General features: G+C 39.4%; 23 protein-coding genes and 1 pseudogene. 10 read left to right on the top strand and 14 right to left on the bottom strand.

The genetic code is table 11. The features are described 5' to 3' along the window. Positions 1 to 14: 14 nt before the first annotated feature. Entirely contained in the window at positions 15 to 2,210 is a 2,196-nt protein-coding gene (locus DLD82_RS11240) for a DEAD/DEAH box helicase (RefSeq protein WP_245920424.1), read from the top strand. A gap of 98 nt (positions 2,211 to 2,308) precedes the next feature. On the opposite strand, the gene DLD82_RS19450 is transcribed toward DLD82_RS11240, so the two are convergent. Continuing rightward, positions 2,309 to 2,401 (bottom strand): hypothetical protein, encoded by a 93-nt coding sequence (locus DLD82_RS19450; protein WP_342764572.1) that lies wholly within the window; start codon positions 2,399 to 2,401, stop codon positions 2,309 to 2,311. Positions 2,402 to 2,544: 143 nt separating this feature from the next. Here DLD82_RS19450 and DLD82_RS18950 point away from each other — a divergent pair, with 143 nt between their 5' ends. Then, the gene (locus tag DLD82_RS18950; protein ID WP_219968361.1) at positions 2,545 to 2,754 is read left to right on the top strand and encodes a hypothetical protein; all 210 of its coding nucleotides are present in this window, start codon (positions 2,545 to 2,547) and stop codon (positions 2,752 to 2,754) included. Between the two features lie 336 nt (positions 2,755 to 3,090). Here the strand turns inward: DLD82_RS18950 and DLD82_RS11225 are convergent, their stop codons facing one another. Beyond that, on the bottom strand, positions 3,091 to 3,348 hold the full coding sequence (locus DLD82_RS11225; RefSeq protein ID WP_245920423.1) for a nucleotidyltransferase family protein: 258 nt from the start codon (positions 3,346 to 3,348) through the stop codon (positions 3,091 to 3,093). Positions 3,349 to 3,860: 512 nt separating this feature from the next. Between DLD82_RS11225 and DLD82_RS11220 the strand changes: the two genes are divergently transcribed. Beyond that, the gene (locus DLD82_RS11220) at positions 3,861 to 4,154 is read left to right on the top strand and encodes a hypothetical protein (protein WP_146199768.1); all 294 of its coding nucleotides are present in this window, start codon (positions 3,861 to 3,863) and stop codon (positions 4,152 to 4,154) included. 24 nt (positions 4,155 to 4,178) lie between these two features. Here the strand turns inward: DLD82_RS11220 and DLD82_RS19585 are convergent, their stop codons facing one another. After that, a complete protein-coding gene (locus tag DLD82_RS19585) occupies positions 4,179 to 4,358 on the bottom strand; it encodes a type II toxin-antitoxin system VapC family toxin (RefSeq protein ID WP_369333093.1) in 180 nt (59 codons plus the stop codon). 226 nt (positions 4,359 to 4,584) lie between these two features. Then, a complete protein-coding gene (locus DLD82_RS11205; RefSeq protein ID WP_109941215.1) occupies positions 4,585 to 4,827 on the bottom strand; it encodes a hypothetical protein in 243 nt (80 codons plus the stop codon). Between the two features lie 271 nt (positions 4,828 to 5,098). Here DLD82_RS11205 and DLD82_RS11200 point away from each other — a divergent pair, with 271 nt between their 5' ends. Then, positions 5,099 to 5,230: a DUF45 domain-containing protein gene (locus DLD82_RS11200; protein ID WP_109941214.1), complete on the top strand. Its 132-nt coding sequence runs from the start codon at positions 5,099 to 5,101 to the stop codon at positions 5,228 to 5,230. Positions 5,231 to 5,260: 30 nt separating this feature from the next. On the opposite strand, the gene DLD82_RS11195 is transcribed toward DLD82_RS11200, so the two are convergent. Then, positions 5,261 to 6,991 carry an ATP-binding protein gene (locus tag DLD82_RS11195; protein ID WP_245920422.1) on the bottom strand — a complete coding sequence of 577 codons (1,731 nt, stop codon included), beginning with the start codon at positions 6,989 to 6,991 and terminating at the stop codon, positions 5,261 to 5,263. A gap of 99 nt (positions 6,992 to 7,090) precedes the next feature. Between DLD82_RS11195 and DLD82_RS11190 the strand changes: the two genes are divergently transcribed. Continuing rightward, positions 7,091 to 9,007 carry a tetratricopeptide repeat protein gene (locus DLD82_RS11190; protein ID WP_109941212.1) on the top strand — a complete coding sequence of 639 codons (1,917 nt, stop codon included), beginning with the start codon at positions 7,091 to 7,093 and terminating at the stop codon, positions 9,005 to 9,007. 63 nt (positions 9,008 to 9,070) lie between these two features. On the opposite strand, the gene DLD82_RS11185 is transcribed toward DLD82_RS11190, so the two are convergent. Further along, the gene (locus DLD82_RS11185) at positions 9,071 to 9,340 is read right to left on the bottom strand and encodes a type II toxin-antitoxin system VapC family toxin (RefSeq protein ID WP_109941211.1); all 270 of its coding nucleotides are present in this window, start codon (positions 9,338 to 9,340) and stop codon (positions 9,071 to 9,073) included. Beyond that, the gene (locus DLD82_RS11180; protein WP_109941210.1) at positions 9,337 to 9,579 is read right to left on the bottom strand and encodes a hypothetical protein; all 243 of its coding nucleotides are present in this window, start codon (positions 9,577 to 9,579) and stop codon (positions 9,337 to 9,339) included. Before DLD82_RS11180 ends, DLD82_RS11185 begins: the two co-directional genes overlap by 4 nt. A 413-nt stretch (positions 9,580 to 9,992) precedes the next feature. On the opposite strand from DLD82_RS11180, the gene DLD82_RS11170 reads away from it, so the two are divergent. From DLD82_RS11170 to DLD82_RS18630, 3 genes are read left to right on the top strand one after another with little or no spacing between them, the layout of a single operon-like run. Further along, the gene (locus DLD82_RS11170; protein WP_109941208.1) at positions 9,993 to 10,496 is read left to right on the top strand and encodes a hypothetical protein; all 504 of its coding nucleotides are present in this window, start codon (positions 9,993 to 9,995) and stop codon (positions 10,494 to 10,496) included. Positions 10,497 to 10,530: 34 nt separating this feature from the next. Next, positions 10,531 to 11,082, top strand: coding sequence for a hypothetical protein (locus tag DLD82_RS11165; RefSeq protein ID WP_109941207.1), 552 nt, complete (start codon positions 10,531 to 10,533; stop codon positions 11,080 to 11,082). Continuing rightward, positions 11,083 to 11,256 (top strand): hypothetical protein, encoded by a 174-nt coding sequence (locus DLD82_RS18630; RefSeq protein WP_181391390.1) that lies wholly within the window; start codon positions 11,083 to 11,085, stop codon positions 11,254 to 11,256. 95 nt (positions 11,257 to 11,351) lie between these two features. Here DLD82_RS18630 and DLD82_RS11160 read toward each other — a convergent pair whose 3' ends face one another. The 4 genes from DLD82_RS11160 to DLD82_RS11145 all read right to left on the bottom strand — a co-directional run bounded on the left by DLD82_RS11160 (position 11,352) and on the right by DLD82_RS11145 (position 13,809). Further along, positions 11,352 to 12,686, bottom strand: coding sequence for an ATP-binding protein (locus DLD82_RS11160; RefSeq protein WP_181391389.1), 1,335 nt, complete (start codon positions 12,684 to 12,686; stop codon positions 11,352 to 11,354). A 164-nt stretch (positions 12,687 to 12,850) separates the two neighbouring features. Further along, entirely contained in the window at positions 12,851 to 13,264 is a 414-nt protein-coding gene (locus DLD82_RS11155) for a type II toxin-antitoxin system VapC family toxin (protein WP_109941205.1), read from the bottom strand. Between the two features lie 3 nt (positions 13,265 to 13,267). Next, positions 13,268 to 13,507 (bottom strand): hypothetical protein, encoded by a 240-nt coding sequence (locus DLD82_RS11150; protein WP_109941204.1) that lies wholly within the window; start codon positions 13,505 to 13,507, stop codon positions 13,268 to 13,270. 77 nt (positions 13,508 to 13,584) lie between these two features. After that, complete coding sequence (locus tag DLD82_RS11145) at positions 13,585 to 13,809, bottom strand: hypothetical protein (protein ID WP_146199767.1); 225 nt, start codon at positions 13,807 to 13,809, stop codon at positions 13,585 to 13,587. A 144-nt stretch (positions 13,810 to 13,953) separates the two neighbouring features. On the opposite strand from DLD82_RS11145, the gene DLD82_RS18255 reads away from it, so the two are divergent. Then, positions 13,954 to 14,133: a hypothetical protein gene (locus DLD82_RS18255; RefSeq protein ID WP_146199766.1), complete on the top strand. Its 180-nt coding sequence runs from the start codon at positions 13,954 to 13,956 to the stop codon at positions 14,131 to 14,133. Positions 14,134 to 14,457: 324 nt separating this feature from the next. On the opposite strand, the gene DLD82_RS11135 is transcribed toward DLD82_RS18255, so the two are convergent. Further along, a complete protein-coding gene (locus DLD82_RS11135) occupies positions 14,458 to 14,760 on the bottom strand; it encodes a nucleotidyltransferase family protein (protein ID WP_109941201.1) in 303 nt (100 codons plus the stop codon). Beyond that, positions 14,747 to 15,172 carry an HI0074 family nucleotidyltransferase substrate-binding subunit gene (locus DLD82_RS11130; protein ID WP_109941200.1) on the bottom strand — a complete coding sequence of 142 codons (426 nt, stop codon included), beginning with the start codon at positions 15,170 to 15,172 and terminating at the stop codon, positions 14,747 to 14,749. Before DLD82_RS11130 ends, DLD82_RS11135 begins: the two co-directional genes overlap by 14 nt. A 327-nt stretch (positions 15,173 to 15,499) precedes the next feature. On the opposite strand from DLD82_RS11130, the gene DLD82_RS11125 reads away from it, so the two are divergent. Continuing rightward, on the top strand, positions 15,500 to 16,072 hold the full coding sequence (locus tag DLD82_RS11125) for a response regulator (protein WP_109941199.1): 573 nt from the start codon (positions 15,500 to 15,502) through the stop codon (positions 16,070 to 16,072). Here DLD82_RS11125 and DLD82_RS11120 read toward each other — a convergent pair. Continuing rightward, a pseudogene (locus tag DLD82_RS11120) lies at positions 16,046 to 16,573 on the bottom strand (IS630 family transposase); the annotation flags it as partial. The gene DLD82_RS11125 and the pseudogene DLD82_RS11120 overlap by 27 nt on opposite strands.

The raw sequence follows: 16,573 nt of genomic DNA, 5'->3' as shown, positions 1-16,573 counted from the left end.
GTTTTTCCGATAAAATGATTCCACCTGCCTACTCATTATTACATCCGACAATTCAACAGAAATTAAACCAGATGAATTGGAAAATTCTTCGTCCAATTCAGAGAGATGCAATTTATGCAATTTACAACTCTACTAATCACTTAGTAATTTCTGCAAACACTGCAGCTGGGAAAACTGAAGCAGCATTTCTCCCTATATTATCCAAAATTATTGATAACCAGAATAGTGGAATCGGAACGTTATATGTCGGTCCATTAAAAGCTCTTATCAATGATCAATTTCAAAGGTTGGAACATCTCTGTGATCTATCCGGTATTCCTGTGTTTAAATGGCATGGGGATGTTTCGTCAGATAAAAAGAAAAAGTTCCTTAAGAACCCATCTGGTGTTCTTCTCATTACACCAGAATCAATAGAATCTTTATTTATTAACCACTCTGATGATCTTTCACTTCTTTTTTCTGGATTGTCCTATATCGTTATTGATGAGATGCATTCTTTTATTGGGGTAGAGAGAGGGGCCCACCTTCGTAGTTTATTATCCAGAATAGCACAATTTAGGAAATCTCCTATTAGAATTATTGGACTTTCCGCCACTTTTGGTGATACAGATCTTGTTAAAAAATGGTTGATGCCGACAAATCCTGAATCTGTGGATATCATCGATGATTCTGAAAGTGGTCGGAACATCCGATATTTAATTAAAGGATATTTTCAAGAAAAGAGTACTATCAGTACAAAACCAAATGAAGACGATGATAACAATTTTATTCATAAAATAATTAATGATATAATATTGTTTTTTAATGGACAATCGTCCCTGATTTTTATCAATTCTAAAGAAAATTTAGAATTGATGACAGATTTAGTTCATCACCATCTTGAGAAGAACGGCTCTCCTGACTTTTTTATGATTCATCATGGTTCTCTCTCTAAATCCGAACGTGAAGATGCAGAATCAGAATTAAAATCTAATTCATTGACTTCATGTTTTACTTCAAGTACCCTTGAGATGGGAATAGATGTGGGTAATCTCGCTCGAATTGGTCAAGTGGGAACACCTTGGTCTGTTAATTCACTGGTTCAACGATTGGGACGTAGTGGTAGAGGAGAAGGAGAAAGTTCAGAGATGATAATGTTCATCACCGAAAAAAAGTCAGATGATCTTATTTCTCGATTATTCCCTAATTTAATCCGAGCAATAGCAATGTCAGAATTAATGCTAGAAAAATGGTATGAACCTCCTCATGCTCATTATCAATATTACTCAACTTTTGTGCAACAGATTTTGAGTGTCATAAAAGAAAAAGGAGGAATAAATCTCCTCGATCTTTATAAAATATTAGTCAAAAATGGTGCATTCCCCTCTATCCTTAAAGATGATTATATTTCTATCATCCGAACAATGAAAAATGCTGATCTCATTGAACAGACTCCTGATAATCTCATTATTCTTGGATTGAAAGGAGAAGAGATTGTAAAAAAAATTGATTTTTATGCTGTATTTCAGACCTCTTCTGACATGGATGTCATAAATCAGGGAAGAAGAATTGGCAGTATTGCCCATACTCCTGGCTTAGAAGGAAGGAAATATTTAATATTGGCAGGAAAAAGATGGGAAATCATCAATATTGATTACAAAAAAAAGGAAATATTGGTTACTCCATCTCTTGGGGCTAAAGTCCCAAAATTTTTTGGAGCAGAATTACCTGATATTCATCCAAAAATTGTTGAAAAAATGAAAGAAATTCTCCTCTCTGACAAAAAAATTCCTTATTTGGATAAAAAAGCCCAAGAAATGCTTCAAATGGCCCGTACAACAGCTCATGATGCAAAGTTGGCATCTAAAAATTATGTAGTTGATGGAAAGGATGTTTATTGGTTTACCTGGACAGGTACAGCGAAAAACCGTACAATTGCAAAAATTGGGTTTATATCAAAGGGATTTGATATAGATTATACAAATAATTATGATATGGCGTTAAAATTTTCCAGTTCGGATTTGGAGGATATCATTGATTTTTATTCTGATTTACCTGAAAATATGCCCTCTCTAATTGAAATATCTCAAAAAATTGGAGATTTAGTCCATGAAAAATATGATCAATATATTCCAGATGTACTTCTCGCATCATCATATGCAGTGAAATATTTGGACAGCGATATTAAGGAAATTTGTGAAAAACTAATTGAGCAACAGATCCCAAAATAATACTAAATGGATCCTGAGCGGAGTTTTTAGTAGGGTATGGAGATAAGCAAATTAGAGGGAGTGGACATATTATTAGACTCCAAGGTTCTTGAGTATCATTACCGGTGATAAAACACCATATCAACGAAATAATGACTATCCCCAATCAGGATTCGTTTCAGCCTCCCTTCTAACCAGAATCCATGACCCATTTCAAGAAGAAACTCCTAAAGTTTGTCAAGGAGATGATCCTCAAGATGAGACTCTCCCATCACCTCCTGGGGTTTGAGACCAAGAAACTCATAGATATAGGGATTTCTAATATTCAATACGGTGAAATCTTTTCGGCTTTATCGTGAGCCATGGCAGAAAAGGCATTCTTATCTATCGAGAGACCGGAGCGTTCATAATAGAGGCTATGGATCTGTCGTTTCAGTTCACGGACCAAAAGAGGGTGAACGAAACATTCCGGGGAATGCCTAAGAAGAGCCATGTGGTGTATCAGAAAAATTCCGGGTATATCCGGGAGATATTTGAGGGACTTCCGATAGTTCAGATGTCGTAAGATTGTTCAAGTAAAAAAATGACTGAATGAAAATCAGAGTTGATTTGATGTTTCTTTTCTTTTTTCTTTCCACTCTAAAAAGTTTGAAAGAAACACATCCGGATCCTTAACTAACCATTCGGATCTCTCTTTAGTGTAATCCCCATGACCTCTATCATAGAGATGTAAAAATCTCACTGCATCAACTGGCCCAAGTTCACGAAATAATACTATGACCGTTTTGATGGATCTGGGCAAGGGTATCTTCAGACATATTCACCTCTTGTTAACCAAGTAACTGGATTATCACATATAATTGTATCATCAGAGGTTCTTTTAATAATAATATCCAGTCCCTCATGCAAAAACCGTTTCCTTAATAATTCTGTCTTTCAATCTGGATTTTATACTATCCTCAATGACAAGATCAACCCTATTTCCAAACTTATCTTCCAGAAAAAATTTTAGATCCATATAATTATCGAAGGTCTCTTTTCCTTCCTCAAAGGTGACAAGGATATCAATATCACTTCCCGGAGATGCATTACCGGTAATCTGTGAGCCAAAAACACCAATACGCGATATTCCAAATCTTCTTTTTAGATCCGGAAGCATAATATTGATTTCCCTAAGTACATCCATTGAGTATCTGCCTGTTTAATGAATTCAGAAAGTAAGGTATAACATGAATATTTCTTCTCTATAGTGATAATAGATCTCCCGGTAATCAGATAAAATAAATCGACCTCATACTATGACATATCAGAATTATCACACATAATTGAAGCATAAGAGGTTCTTCTCATTATTCCAGGCAAAGGTCATCAGTTGTAAAGAAGACGGCCTTTCTCTTTGAAAAAAAATAACGGGCATCTTATCGACAACTTACTATATCTGAAAAGATATGGCTCCATATCAAAAAGTCAGAGATATTCGGTGCTCTCAATAACCCATCCATCAGAAACGTATATTGGGACCGCCACCTTTACCAGCCGCTCCTTGCCGCCTGGACCGGAAAAATGAGATCCTCACCATACAACCTCTTGGAATAAACGAGGGAGAAGAACAGTTTGTCCGGGACCTTTCCGGATACTTAACATCTGAAAAGACCGGTACTCCGGGTATGAATGCTTCCTCCTCCAAAGCTATGCACGGCTGGGAGTCGGACTCTTCGAAACCGCTTGACTTTTATCCGGACTTACATCTTCTGGATGATACGGGAGGGCCACCAACAGGTAGTCTTTTTAGACCCGCATGGACTTGCACACGACACAGATAAAGACCGGGAGAAACAAAACCTCTGCAAAAACATCAGAAAAGAGTACGAACCCTTCATCCAGAGCAGGTTAAAAGAGAAAGGAATTCCAACCGAGATACTCCTTGATGCGTATAACATCTATTCCAACTCTCGATTATTTTAACGTTCTAACTAGAAAATTTTAAAGTTATAACTCCATCCATTTTTTAGTAATGAATGAAAACCGGTTAAAATCATTATCTTCGGAAATCAGATGCCTGCATCCTGCAAGAAAGGCTGTTGCAGCATGCAGTGCATCCCTGGGATTTATACGGAATTCTGTAAGGAGTTGATGTGCTGATATTATTACTTTTTCATCAACCGGAATAAATTTCAGGTTAGCAATATAGAAATATTTCAGACAATTTTACCGCATCTTCATGAGAAAACTCTTTTTTGATTTTATAGAAGTATTCATCAAAGGTAAGATATGAGGTGCATGCAGATACCGATCCATTTTCAATCATGGAAATTACCGATCTACACCATTCACCTTTTACTCCAGAGTCACCTGATGCATAAATGACCATGTTGGAATCAAGGTAATACATAATTTATCCGACTCTCTCATGGAGCATTTCATCATAATCACTATCAGAATCAATGTTTAATATCCGATTATGTTGATGTGCAAACTGAGAAAATTTACTGGAGGCCTTTCTTTCTGATGGAATAATATGTATAGAATCATCCTGCTCATAGAGAAAAATTTTTTTTCCGGGAAAAAGATCCAGGTTTCTTCTCATCTTATCGGGAATAATTATCTCTCCATTTTCTCCAATAATCACTTCAATCATATTCATGGGACTTAGTATACTAGATTTGCGTTTGATGTATTATTATTACCTGTCCTGGGTAAGAACTACTATCCTGCATTATAGAGGGTGTTGTTTGACAAATGCTTTGAAAAATTCCTTTCGCCCCTTTCTTACCAGAATCACTCCGATTGAGTGAAGTGAAAAATCACTGATGACACAGTCTGTCAAGGGTATCTTTAAACATATTCACCTCTTGTTAACCAAGTAACCGGATAGATATCGATTTAACACGGTATGATCCCTTCATGAGATGGCCCAACAAATAAGAAAAAAACATAATGATCGGTTTCGTGAAATTCTTACCCGGCATATGCCCCGGTGGCAGATGTACCGGAATGAACTGAACGAGGCACCGTTAGGGCACGATGATTGGCAGGAATGATCCTGGTTTCGAATAAAAAGTAAAATGAGTTTACTCTTTTTTCACCGTTACCTTCTTTCCCTGCAACGTAACGGCAAGTTTTACTATCTTCTCCATGGGTACCCCTGCATGGAGCAAAGCAGCCATATACTCCTTCTCCCGTATCTGGGCCAAACCATCAGATGCTGCTTTCACTCCGTCTCCCTCCTTTTTTACACTCTTAAATTCGATAATGTACCCGATTGAATATGATCCGGTCTTCGGGATCATGAGGATGTCGGCCCTGCCATATCCCGCTTCGACATTGGATCGAATTTCATATACATTCCGAAGATTTGCGAGCAGCCCAAGAACGAAAGCATGAAAGACAGCCTCAGGGAGTTTTGCCACATCATACACACTCACAAGGCCCAGGATCAGATCGGAAAGCGTCTGCTCGAGGACAGAAGGGGTCTTATTCTCGAGAAAAAAAGAGATAAAATCTTTAATCCCGGCACTAATAGTTCCAGTTTCATATAACCGATTCACAAACTGCCGGTATGCAAGAAAAATCTCCCGATTTGGAATAGAAAGGGCATACGTTAGAAGATTTGGATCATATTCTGCAAATTTTGGGTCATCTGCCTTCAGGTAACCAGAATAATAGAGTAAACTCCAGATATTTACCGGATTTTTTCCGATATCTCCAAAGGTAATATTCTCAGAGAGAGGATATCTAAGTTCCTCCCCGGAAAGCAACAACTCAAGATCCCGTTTTATCAAAAGCCCCCCTGATGTAAGTTCCTCATATACGAGGGCGTTCGAAGAAGTATTCAGCCATTTCGGAGACGGAGGGTTTGGAATTGCCTGAATATAACTGATAAGAGACCAGGGGTTGTATATTATGTGACCACCAAACGAATATCCATCAAACCAGTCCCGGATGATGTCTGCATGGCCTTCGACCTCAAAAGCGGTCAGAATACGGGAAACCTCCTGCTCGGTAAACCCGAATTTATCTGCATAGGGGCCGATCATAAGCGGGCTTGCGACATCCAGATTGTTGAGATCAGAAAAGATGGACTCTTTGGCAATTCGAAGAATTCCGGTGATGACAGCACGGTAGAGAACCTGGCCCTGCTCCGGTTTTAATCCTGCTCCAAGCCATGATCGCATGAAATCCGTCATTTCATTGTAATATCCCTTGGAAAAGGCTTCTATCATGGGGGAGTCATACTCGTCTATAAGGACGATGACCGGCTTTTTGTAAAAGTGGTAGCAGTGAGAGATAAGTTCTTTCAGGCTGTTATAAAGTTCATGTTCTGGTGATTCCTCCTTACAAATACGAAGATACCGGTCCCTGATCGCTTCAGGTAAGGATTCACTAATTGGTAAAAATTCTCTGTATAATCTCCCAATCTCAGCTTTTGTTGCCTTGATAAAGTGATCATACGAATCTCTTTTAAGATCCTTTAAGCTAATAAAAATAACAGGATATTGTCCCTGATGCTTCATATATTCAGGGTAATCAGCAATAGCACACGAATCAAAAAGGTAGGCACGGCTCTCCTCTGATCGTTCAAAGAAGTACCGCATCATCGTCATATTGAGGGTCTTACCAAAACGCCGGGGGCGTGGAATGAGGGTTACTTCGTTTCCATCAATTATCTCTTTGATAAAGAGAGTTTTATCAACAAAATATCCCCCTTCGTCACATAATTTTTTAAAATCGTCAGTACCTACCCGGAATTTCTTAATCATACAGTCCCTGTCTATGGTATATTCTTTCTTTTTCCCAGTCATATGCCTTTTCATCAGTAATACTATTGAATTCCACCAGGCTTTATAGTGAATAGAGAAATGGTTAAAGGATAAGGGTATTGATTTAAATGGTTTGGGAAAATGCCACTCATAAAAAATTCACCGAGAAAGAAAATTGGAGATCTTCTGCAAAAAGCCATAAATCTCCACTCTCAGGACAGAAATCAGGAAGCATTGAAACTTATCAATCAGGCATACAATCTTGCTCCAAACGATCCATTTATTCTTACTCTTCAGGGATGTATTCAGCTCAGATGTGGCCTTTTTTCTGAAGCAGCCGAATCCTGCAGGAAAGCACTCCGGATTAACCCTACAGAGTATGATGCGTATCTGTATCTGGGATTATCGCAATTAGAAGGAAAAGATTATCAAAACGGTATCGAGAGCCTGAATACCTACCTGAAACATAAATCGGATTCATCATATGCCTGGAATGGACTTGGGGTTGCCTTTCTTAATACCGGTCAGTATACGGATGCGGCTTTAGCATTTGAGAAGGCTTCAGGTTTAAAAGGGAATAGCGGCCGGAATATACCTTCATACCTTGAAGCCCTGAGCCATACGCTCGAACCATCTGATCTCCTGGTTCGTATTAACACGTTTCTTGAAAAGGATCCCAATAATATAAAAATTCTTGAGCAGAGGAATATCTGTCTTCGTCATCTGGGGAGATGTGACGAAGCCAAAGTCTGTGAGGATAGGTTAATTCATCTTATCAAAACCTCAAAAATCAGGTGTATTGAACGAATTGAGATGCTTGTCAGGAATGGAAAATTTGAGGATGCTAAAGAACTTCTTTCATCCCTCACGAAGGAGGAGAGAAATCAGGAAGGAGGACTATATTATAGAGGGTTTATTGAACTTCAGACCGGAGAGAATAAAAAGGCAATAGAGATCCTCTCTTCTGGAGCGAAGCAGTACCCTCACAACGCATTTTTTTATTGTTTTCTTGGAATGGCATATTTTCGGGAGGGAGATTTCGAAAAAGCATTAGATTCGCTGAAAAAAGCGGAGATGAAAATAACTCTTCCCTGGACGTATCGTGTGCTTCAATGTCAGGTTTTAATGACCCTGACAAGGTATGATGAAGCGAAGGCAATTTTCGAATCAGAAGATGCATTTTCAGAAAAATCCCCTTTACTCTATGATATGGCTCACACTCTTTCCAATAATCGACTCCCTGATCAGGCACTGATTGCCGCACAATGGTATGCGAAAACTCATCCGAATGAGAAGAATGGATGGAAACTTCTTGGAAAAATATATGAAGACCTCGAACTTTTTCAGGAGGCAGAAGAGGCATACCGGAAAGGATTAGAGATTGCTCCTGATAATGAAGATCTCCTCCTCTCATTGGCATCCGTTCTTGAAGAACAAGAGGAGTATGAGGATTCCCTGGAGATAATTGAAGGTGTTCTCGAAAAAAACCCGAAAAATTATGATGCTCTTATCCATAAAGGATATGTTCTTGGTCTTCTGGAAGAGTATGAGAATGCATATGAAATTTTTGAGTTTTTATCTGGTGAGTTACCTGATAATGAGGACGTCTGGTGGGATTTAGGATGGATAGAAAGTTGCCGGGACAATCAGAAAGAGGCAATTAAAGCTTATTTAAAGACGATTGAATTAATTCCGGAAGAACCTGCAATCTGGGATAACCTTGGGTATTGCTACGAGATGACGGGTGAATCAGAGAAAGCAACCGAGGCATATTTCCGTTCAATAGAACTCGGATTGGAAGATCCGGAAATGTTTATGAGACTTGCTGATCTGTTGATCTCGGAAGGAAAATATGAAAAATCTCTCGAATTATTTGATCAGATAATCACCCTGAAACCTGATGATGAAGAGGTCTGGAAGGTCCGGGCTGATATCCTCTATGAACTGTCACGGTTTTCTGATGCACTGAAGTCAGTGAACACGGGGTTGGCATTGAATCAGAATAACCGGGATATTATCCGGCTAAAGGGCAAAATCCTGAATAAAATGAAAGGATAAGGGAATAAAATAATCCTCAATTTTTACCCCCTGGCTATGCATGGTTACATAAACTCATGTGAATTAATCCCCACATGGCATTTTATTCTGTTCTTCCTGAACAAACTTATTTTGTATCTGTTCAGTTTTATAGCAATCTCGAATGAACTCTGCAACAGGTGTCTTTTTTGATTTCGAAAAACTGTTTCCTATTTCATAGAGAACAGCATCAGTAATCCATATTTGTTGATACTGAAAAAGATCGTGAGATATCGCTAATGCTTTTTGATGATATTTATCCTCCGGTGTAAACATTGCAATCACAAAGGAAGTATCAATAAACACCGATTTCATTCTGTATTTCTACTCTTTTTGGGTGTTCCATAGAGATAATGATCATGTTCTTCAGAAAAGTCTGAAGGACCAGAAATTGTTCCTGCATTTTGTATTAAAAATTCTATTGTATGAACTGGTTTTTCAGAGGATTTTTTTTCCACTGTTAAGAGATATTCAGTATTTGGCTCCAGATCAAGTGGTTCATGTACTTTGAATGATGAACCATCATAAATCGCTTTCACTGTTATTGCTCCCATTATTCACCTCTGATAATCTCAATAAATTTTGGTTTGGAGTATATCCGGATAATAATATCATTATTTTCCAATCACATAAATTAATGTGTTTGATTGGATCATTTCAGGTTTTGTTTTTTTCTTTGAGAAATTATCGGGATCTCAATTTGCCCTGGTTCAGATGATCTTATCTTTCATTATGTCAAATCAGATACTTTTTCACCGTCTTTTACATCTGAAATCCCCGGATACCGGAAAGCGACATATATTATTGAGCATCAAAGGACCTCACAATTTCTCTATCCATCGCTCATCAAACCCAGCGGTTCCCTAAACCCTGTCCTCTCCTCCTCCCGATTGCCATTCGTTTTCCTGGACATATATACTCTCGTCCAATACTGTATGTCACACCTGTGACAGGGGAAACATCGAACATGGCAGATTTTGTAACTAAATCAACCGTAAAAAGTGCAGAACGGGTTCTCGCCAGCCCGTTTGCAAGTAAGGAAGCAATGAACACCATCGTCAGTGGCATTATCACCGACAATCCATGGAACTGCACACCCTATACCTCCGGAGGAGAGACCCTTTCGGCAGTCCAGAAGAGTTCCGAGTATTACACCGGAAAGGTGGTATACGAGAACACGGAAGGAAAACAGGTCGGGTATGTAACCATACGGGCCGGAACATCCGGAGCATTTGACACCCTCGTTTCAACCGTGCTTGCCAATACCGCAATGGCAAGTGCAATGGGCGGGACTGCATCTCATGACAGTTCGGAGGACAGTTTTTCAGTCACCCTGAAATGTCACACCGAAACCGGAGAACTCTATAACGTCGCCTTCAAACGTGACCGGGTGAGTATCTCCAGTTTCGAATCAGACAGCATCCTGACCGCCATAGAAACCTGGGCCGACACTGTTCCTGCTCTGGCCTGATTCCTTCTCTTTTCTTTTTTCCGGGAAGTGAGAAATGAATCGGATATATGCCCTCACGGGCATTTTTTGTCTGCTGGTAACCGGATTTGCCGCTCAGGATTCGATATCGTCCAGTATTGTTTGTGACGGGGCATCATGGGTCTCTTCGTCGGTTATCAGCCAGGGTCAGACCTATGCAGCACATCTCTTTACCACCGATATCGCAGCATTATTCCGGAACCTTGAGGTAAAAGACAATGGAGAGGTCCGGACAAGCACCAATGCCCGGTCTTCCGGGCCAATCGGAATGGATGAGTATACCACCCAAAATTCCGGCATAGCAGGAGAGCAAAACCTCTGTGTATTCAGCCTTCCGGAGAGCAACACTCCCTCTGATTCGAAGATCTGGTATACGGGACTGATGAAGTCCGGACAGTATGTATCGACCAGGGATCTTATTCCGGGAAATGATGCCGTTACCATGGTAAACGGGTCAGGTATCATACTGGTAAGGGCAGAGTCACGGGATTTGAACCGGACGATAACTCATGACAGTGATGCTATCGGCAACCTCAATCTGACCGAGGGGATACGTTTCGGAGGATAAATGAGTGTTGATAGTATAATCGGGTATATCTCAATTCTGGTTTCTGTCATAAACGGGATTGGCACCTTATACCTCTATATCCGGCATATCCGGAGTGCACAGGATGTATTCTGTTATCTCCGGGCTGATGAATCCGGGGAGGTGGAGGTGATAGATAATCTGGTCCGGAGATAAAACAGGAGATAATCCTGTCTTTTTTATATTCCTGCTGATGACGGTACCATGACGGAGATATCATTAAATAACCCGGGATTTAGGGAGAATTCAGATCAGAGATGATTTTTTTCTGCCTCAAACACTTCATCGATAAGCCGACCTGACTCCCCGGCCATATAGAGCGGTATTGATAAAATATCATCATGAAAAGAGAGTTCTCCTTCCCAGAACCGAATTCCGAATGGTGGTTTTTTCTCCTCTATGAATATTCGAAGCGAACGCAATCTTCCTGTCGTTCCCGATTTTACTTCTACCGGATATATTCTTCCTTTTCTGGCAATGCAGAAGTCTATTTCACTCGAACTACCTTGTTTATCTCGTGCCCAGAAATAGAGTTCTGAACTGATATAGGGATCTTCGAGTGCCAATAATTCCTGGCCGATAAACTGTTCTGCTAAATTTCCTTTATTTATCTGCATCATCTCTTTCTGGCTTAAAATTTCCGCATTTAATCCACAAAGATGCTGCATAAGTCCGATATCCAGAAAAATAAACTTCTGACGGTTTGAAAGTTTCGCCCGAAGGGGAAGTCCTGATGCATCAGTACTAAAGACCGGAGTTATCACCCGGGCAAGGGTCAGGAGGTGTAATGCCGTCTTTAACTCTCGGGATCTTGATTCCCGGTCAATATTTACGTATTTTATCTGTTCTGATACCATCCGGGGGATAGCAGAAAAAACGGTCTGGAGATGAATTAATTCTGATGATTTGGCATATTTACTAAAATCACGTTTATATGTTTCTATAAGTGAATCCTGAACATAGGAAGCCTCCAGTATACTTTTTGTCTCAATATATGAAACGATGACTTCAGGCATTCCTCCAAGAATAACAAATGTCCGGAGAAGCACGAGGAGCTGTTCATGAACTGCCGGAGGGATAGAATCGGAATATGAAATGGTATTGAGGTAAGATATGAGATTGTCTTCGCCCATTGCCTTCATGAATTCATAAAAGGAAAGAGGAAACATATTTAAAAACTGGATTCTTCCAACCGGCATCCGGATACCTTCGGTAAATGCAAATTCAAGGAGTGAACCAGCTCCTATTACAAAAAGATCCGGGCGTAATTCTTTAAAGTACCGAAGGGAAGTTATCGCATTTGGGCATTCCTGTATTTCATCCAGAAATAGGAGTGAATTCTTTGTGATTCTCACCCGAAATAAGAGTTCTATCTGGGTGATTATGGAATCGGGATCTCTTGAGTCAAATATTTTGATTAAACCCGGATTTAAATCAAAATTTAGAGAAATCACTTTATCAAATTCGGTTTTGCCAAATTCCTCAACACTAAAACTTTTTCCTACCTGTCTTGCACCCCTGATTAAAAGAGGAGTCCGGTGGGTTTTTTTCCAGGATACCAGATGAGAGGTTATCGTTCGAAACACGTGTCTTTTGATATTGATGATATGGGTATAAATACTTTGGCTAAAATAGGGGGTAATTATTACCAATGTTTGGTAATTTTAAGGGGTAAAAAAATCCCGCCGTGGTTGAAAGACAGGGCTTTTTCTCCGGACAGATAAAACTATGGTCTATCTGGTGAACATTCTTAAAACCATGTATCGTTCATCCACATTCTTTTTATCAATGGAATCGATTCAAAATCTGAATCTTCTGATATCATATATTTCACATCAAAACTCATCGCTGTTGCAATGTGAATGGCATCACGAGGTTTTAATTTGTAATGAGAGAAGAAATATCCGGCTGATTTTATTATCTTTTCATCAACCGGGATAAATGACAAATCATGTAATTCAAAGAGAAAGGAAGAATATTCTTCTGCAACAGCCCGGTTAATCCTCTTTAAAAGAGCATAGGTAAATTCATCCCAGGTCAGATATGATGTAATCGCCTTAATATTATTATTTTCAACTCTTTGAAGAACATCACGAGACCATCTCCCTTTATCGGAGTTATCTATTGCAGCGTATATGAAGACATTTGCATCGATATAATACATGCTTTAAAGATCCAATCGTTCCTGTAATTCTAAATCGTATTGTTCATCAGATTGATAATCATTAATTTGAACCTTTTCGGCTAGAGCCTTAAATTTTGCCACAATGGTATTTTTTTCAGGAATTATGACTATTTTCCCATCCACTACTGATATCATAACATGGTCACCTGGAGAAAAATCAGCCTCTCTCCATATTTCTCTGGGAACAATTAAATCCTTGTCTTCCGAAATTACCGTTTCCATTCTTCCTCTTGTTTAGATTGTCACTCAAACTGGTTATGCATTTCTGATCTTCAAAAGGATAATTTATTATCTAATAATCATTCTTTCAGTTCCGGAGGGAGGATATCCCACCGCTTTGGTGTATATGTCACTTTGGAGACGATTTTTCCTTCTACCAGGTCCTGGCACGTACGAGCCAGAAGGTCAAGTTTATCACGGTATTCCCACATGAAGCTTTTAATGAAAAGATCCTCGTTTGCAAGATAAAATGCCTGAAGATCAACCAGTTCTTCCTCATGATACCTGGCCTCAAATCGCTCCATGACCATCCGTTCTACAACGGAGTCATCCTTAATCTTTCCAAAAGAACCATAGGACCGGATTTCATACCACCCTTTTCCGGTAACATAATTGGTTACAAATAGTTGGGATCATCGGATTGTGAAGTAATTCCGGGTGGATTTTTCATGTCAAGCCCGGGTGTTATATCCGATGCAGTTGGAAGGGCAGCAATCAGCGTTTCAGGGGATACAGCGAATGCTGATGAAATGAAGCAGGAGAGAATCAGGATTGTAAAGATTAAAAACCGGAGAGCCGGGACCGGCAGGTTATCAGGAACCATCGTGTTTATCATGATACCTCCATAAACTCCGGATCGGGAGATCATTCATCGGATTTTGAGATCAGACTGCCGGATTCTTGATTATCTTACATCATTTGGTATGGATTTCCAGTCAGGTCCGGGGTTTTCGTGGAGGAGTATTCACCCTTAAGATGATAAGAGTATGGATGAATTGATGTCCATAGGTGACCTTTGGATGAAAATATATCCGTTCTGGTTTTAATATCCTATTCGTATATTTTTTTATCAAAATTTGTGAGGAAACCTGTGGTAATTTCACGAAGCCTCAACCTCGATTACAGAGGTGAATTTTTCGGATGAAGTAAATGAGGGGTTGATATCCGGAATTTTAAAGCCTTATCAGGAGGGTTTTTTCAGAATTATCAAGGACCGATTTGAATTGATCAGAAACGGCATGATAATCAACGATATCCACAGATATCGGTATCGAAGAAAGGGAAAATGCCTCCTTTAAGGAGTTAATTACTTCCGGAGAAATCTCGTCCGTCCCTTTGATCACTATATCAAGATCTGAAAACTTCTGATATGTGCCTGAAACCCGTGAACCAAATGCAAAAATGTCACAATTTTTCAGATGAGACTTCAGGATGGTCAGGATCTCCTCGAGATATATCGGTTCAAGGCTCAGCATTCTGTCTCTCCAGAACCGAATATAAATATGATGCTTCTTCAAGCAAAGCAGGGGCCAGGAGAAGGACTTGTTCAGCCTTTTTTCTATCATAGGTATGAAAAGTGATATTCCTGGCATCGGTAAATGTAAACCAGAGTGTTGGATCTAAAATCAGTTCTTTTCGTGCTGCAGTTCTGAAGATATCCCGTTTTGTCAGGGGTGATGCTGCCTCCGGGGAGATATTAAGTGAGATCCACCGGACCATAAATTTGTATGAAAGTTCATACGTGAACTCAAAATTCTGAATAACTCCGGCCTCGATTACTTCTCTGACATTATTCTGCTCATTCCAGGCATTATCTTTATACTGACAGACCAAAATTGCATTATTCATAGAAGATATTGCCTTTTTGAGTGATGTCAGATCAAGCATTTATAGAGCTTCTCACAATAAACAGATATAGGTATTGAGAATTCATCAAAACTTTCCATAACACCGATAAAATTTCCCTTTCATCAGGATATGAGTCGGTTCAGTGACGTCAGGTCTTATCGTAATCACCAAAAGCAAAGCCGGATAAGTCTGTTAACCCCCGGATCTCACGGATGAAAATTAAAAATATTGGACCTTACCTTTGTATATATATAAACTATGGGGATAATTCTCTCTCAAAAGGGTTAATAGACTGCTCTTCCAATCACTATGTCTAAATATTTCTCCGGACAATTGGCCGGAGACAAGAATGGAGAAAAATAACCTATGCTCACTCCGGATGTGGCAGATATAAATACTCAATCACAAACAAATCACACAGATAATATCTCTCTTCTCTACGTAGATGATGAACCTGACCTTCTCTTTATTGGAAAACTCTTCCTGGAGCGGATTGGTGGATTTACCGTTGAGACGATAGCCTCAGTTCATGAGGCGATAAACTCTCCTCATATCGGCTCTTATGATGCTATTGTATCAGATTACCAGATGCCGGACATGGATGGCATTGCATTTTTAAAAGTCATCAGGGAGAAATATGGTGATATTCCCTTCCTTCTTTTTACCGGAAGAGGCCGTGAAGAGATCGCCATTGAAGCCATTAATAACGGAGCAGATTTTTACATTCAAAAGGGTGGAGAACCAAAGGCACAATTTGTTGAACTGGCTCATAAGATAAAACAGGCGGTGCGGCGAAGGCGGGCTGAAACTGAACAACTGCAGCAGTTTAACGAACTGGTAAGGACCAAAGAAGCCTTACAGGAGAGTGAGGGCAAGTTTCGTGCACTTGTTGAAACCACCCCTGATGCTATACTAAACGACATAATTAATTGCGCATAGAGAACGTAATTCAATATTTGGCTCAGCCCATCTATCAAATACATCGGTCACACATTCTTTTAGGGCAGTAATAGTAGGAAAAAACCGATTGTGCGTCCCTATGTAGCGCTCTCGTTTCCACACATGTTCAATCGGATTCAGCTCAGGACTATATGGGGGTAAAAAAAGAAGTTCTATACTTCGCTTATTACTTTCAAGCCAGGGAAGTAAAATTTTTGCATGGTGATATCTTGCATTATCTAGAATCAACAAAATTTTTTTTCTTGGTGGTTTATATTCGAGAATTTGATTTAAATGATCTAAAAAGGTTTTTGCATTGAAAATTTGTTGCAAAGAATACACTAACCTACCATCAGAAACATTGACTGATCCAAAAACACTGACTTTTTTTCTCGTTGGTTCTTGTTTCACAACAGGATTTTTAATATCATTTGGAATCCACATTTTACATCGAGTGCCATTTTGTTGAAAATGGCATTCATCTGAACTCCAAATTTCATA

Source organism: Methanospirillum stamsii (genome assembly GCF_003173335.1).
GTDB lineage: Archaea > Halobacteriota > Methanomicrobia > Methanomicrobiales > Methanospirillaceae > Methanospirillum > Methanospirillum stamsii.
Note: the sequence above shows the minus strand (reverse complement) of the source record. Positions and strands in the feature narration are given on the sequence as shown.

Coding starts and splice junctions, on each gene's coding strand:
- DLD82_RS11125 (WP_109941199.1), top strand. CDS start 15,500: ATGCTCACTCCGGATGTGGCAGATATAAATACTCAATCACAAACAAAT.
- DLD82_RS11155 (WP_109941205.1), bottom strand. CDS start 13,264: ATGTATTATATCGATGCAAATGTCTTCATATACGCTGCAATAGATAAC.
- DLD82_RS11195 (WP_245920422.1), bottom strand. CDS start 6,991: ATGACTGGGAAAAAGAAAGAATATACCATAGACAGGGACTGTATGATT.
- DLD82_RS11205 (WP_109941215.1), bottom strand. CDS start 4,827: ATGATTGAAGTGATTATTGGAGAAAATGGAGAGATAATTATTCCCGAT.
- DLD82_RS11150 (WP_109941204.1), bottom strand. CDS start 13,507: ATGGAAACGGTAATTTCGGAAGACAAGGATTTAATTGTTCCCAGAGAA.
- DLD82_RS18255 (WP_146199766.1), top strand. CDS start 13,954: ATGTCAAGCCCGGGTGTTATATCCGATGCAGTTGGAAGGGCAGCAATC.
- DLD82_RS11240 (WP_245920424.1), top strand. CDS start 15: ATGATTCCACCTGCCTACTCATTATTACATCCGACAATTCAACAGAAA.
- DLD82_RS11145 (WP_146199767.1), bottom strand. CDS start 13,809: ATGGAGCGATTTGAGGCCAGGTATCATGAGGAAGAACTGGTTGATCTT.
- DLD82_RS11185 (WP_109941211.1), bottom strand. CDS start 9,340: ATGAAATCGGTGTTTATTGATACTTCCTTTGTGATTGCAATGTTTACA.
- DLD82_RS11190 (WP_109941212.1), top strand. CDS start 7,091: ATGCCACTCATAAAAAATTCACCGAGAAAGAAAATTGGAGATCTTCTG.
- DLD82_RS11170 (WP_109941208.1), top strand. CDS start 9,993: ATGGCAGATTTTGTAACTAAATCAACCGTAAAAAGTGCAGAACGGGTT.
- DLD82_RS18630 (WP_181391390.1), top strand. CDS start 11,083: ATGAGTGTTGATAGTATAATCGGGTATATCTCAATTCTGGTTTCTGTC.
- DLD82_RS19450 (WP_342764572.1), bottom strand. CDS start 2,401: ATGGGTCATGGATTCTGGTTAGAAGGGAGGCTGAAACGAATCCTGATT.
- DLD82_RS11225 (WP_245920423.1), bottom strand. CDS start 3,348: ATGCTTCCGGATCTAAAAAGAAGATTTGGAATATCGCGTATTGGTGTT.
- DLD82_RS11130 (WP_109941200.1), bottom strand. CDS start 15,172: ATGCTTGATCTGACATCACTCAAAAAGGCAATATCTTCTATGAATAAT.
- DLD82_RS11180 (WP_109941210.1), bottom strand. CDS start 9,579: ATGGGAGCAATAACAGTGAAAGCGATTTATGATGGTTCATCATTCAAA.
- DLD82_RS11135 (WP_109941201.1), bottom strand. CDS start 14,760: ATGCTGAGCCTTGAACCGATATATCTCGAGGAGATCCTGACCATCCTG.
- DLD82_RS11165 (WP_109941207.1), top strand. CDS start 10,531: ATGAATCGGATATATGCCCTCACGGGCATTTTTTGTCTGCTGGTAACC.
- DLD82_RS11220 (WP_146199768.1), top strand. CDS start 3,861: ATGCTTCCTCCTCCAAAGCTATGCACGGCTGGGAGTCGGACTCTTCGA.
- DLD82_RS11200 (WP_109941214.1), top strand. CDS start 5,099: ATGGCCCAACAAATAAGAAAAAAACATAATGATCGGTTTCGTGAAATT.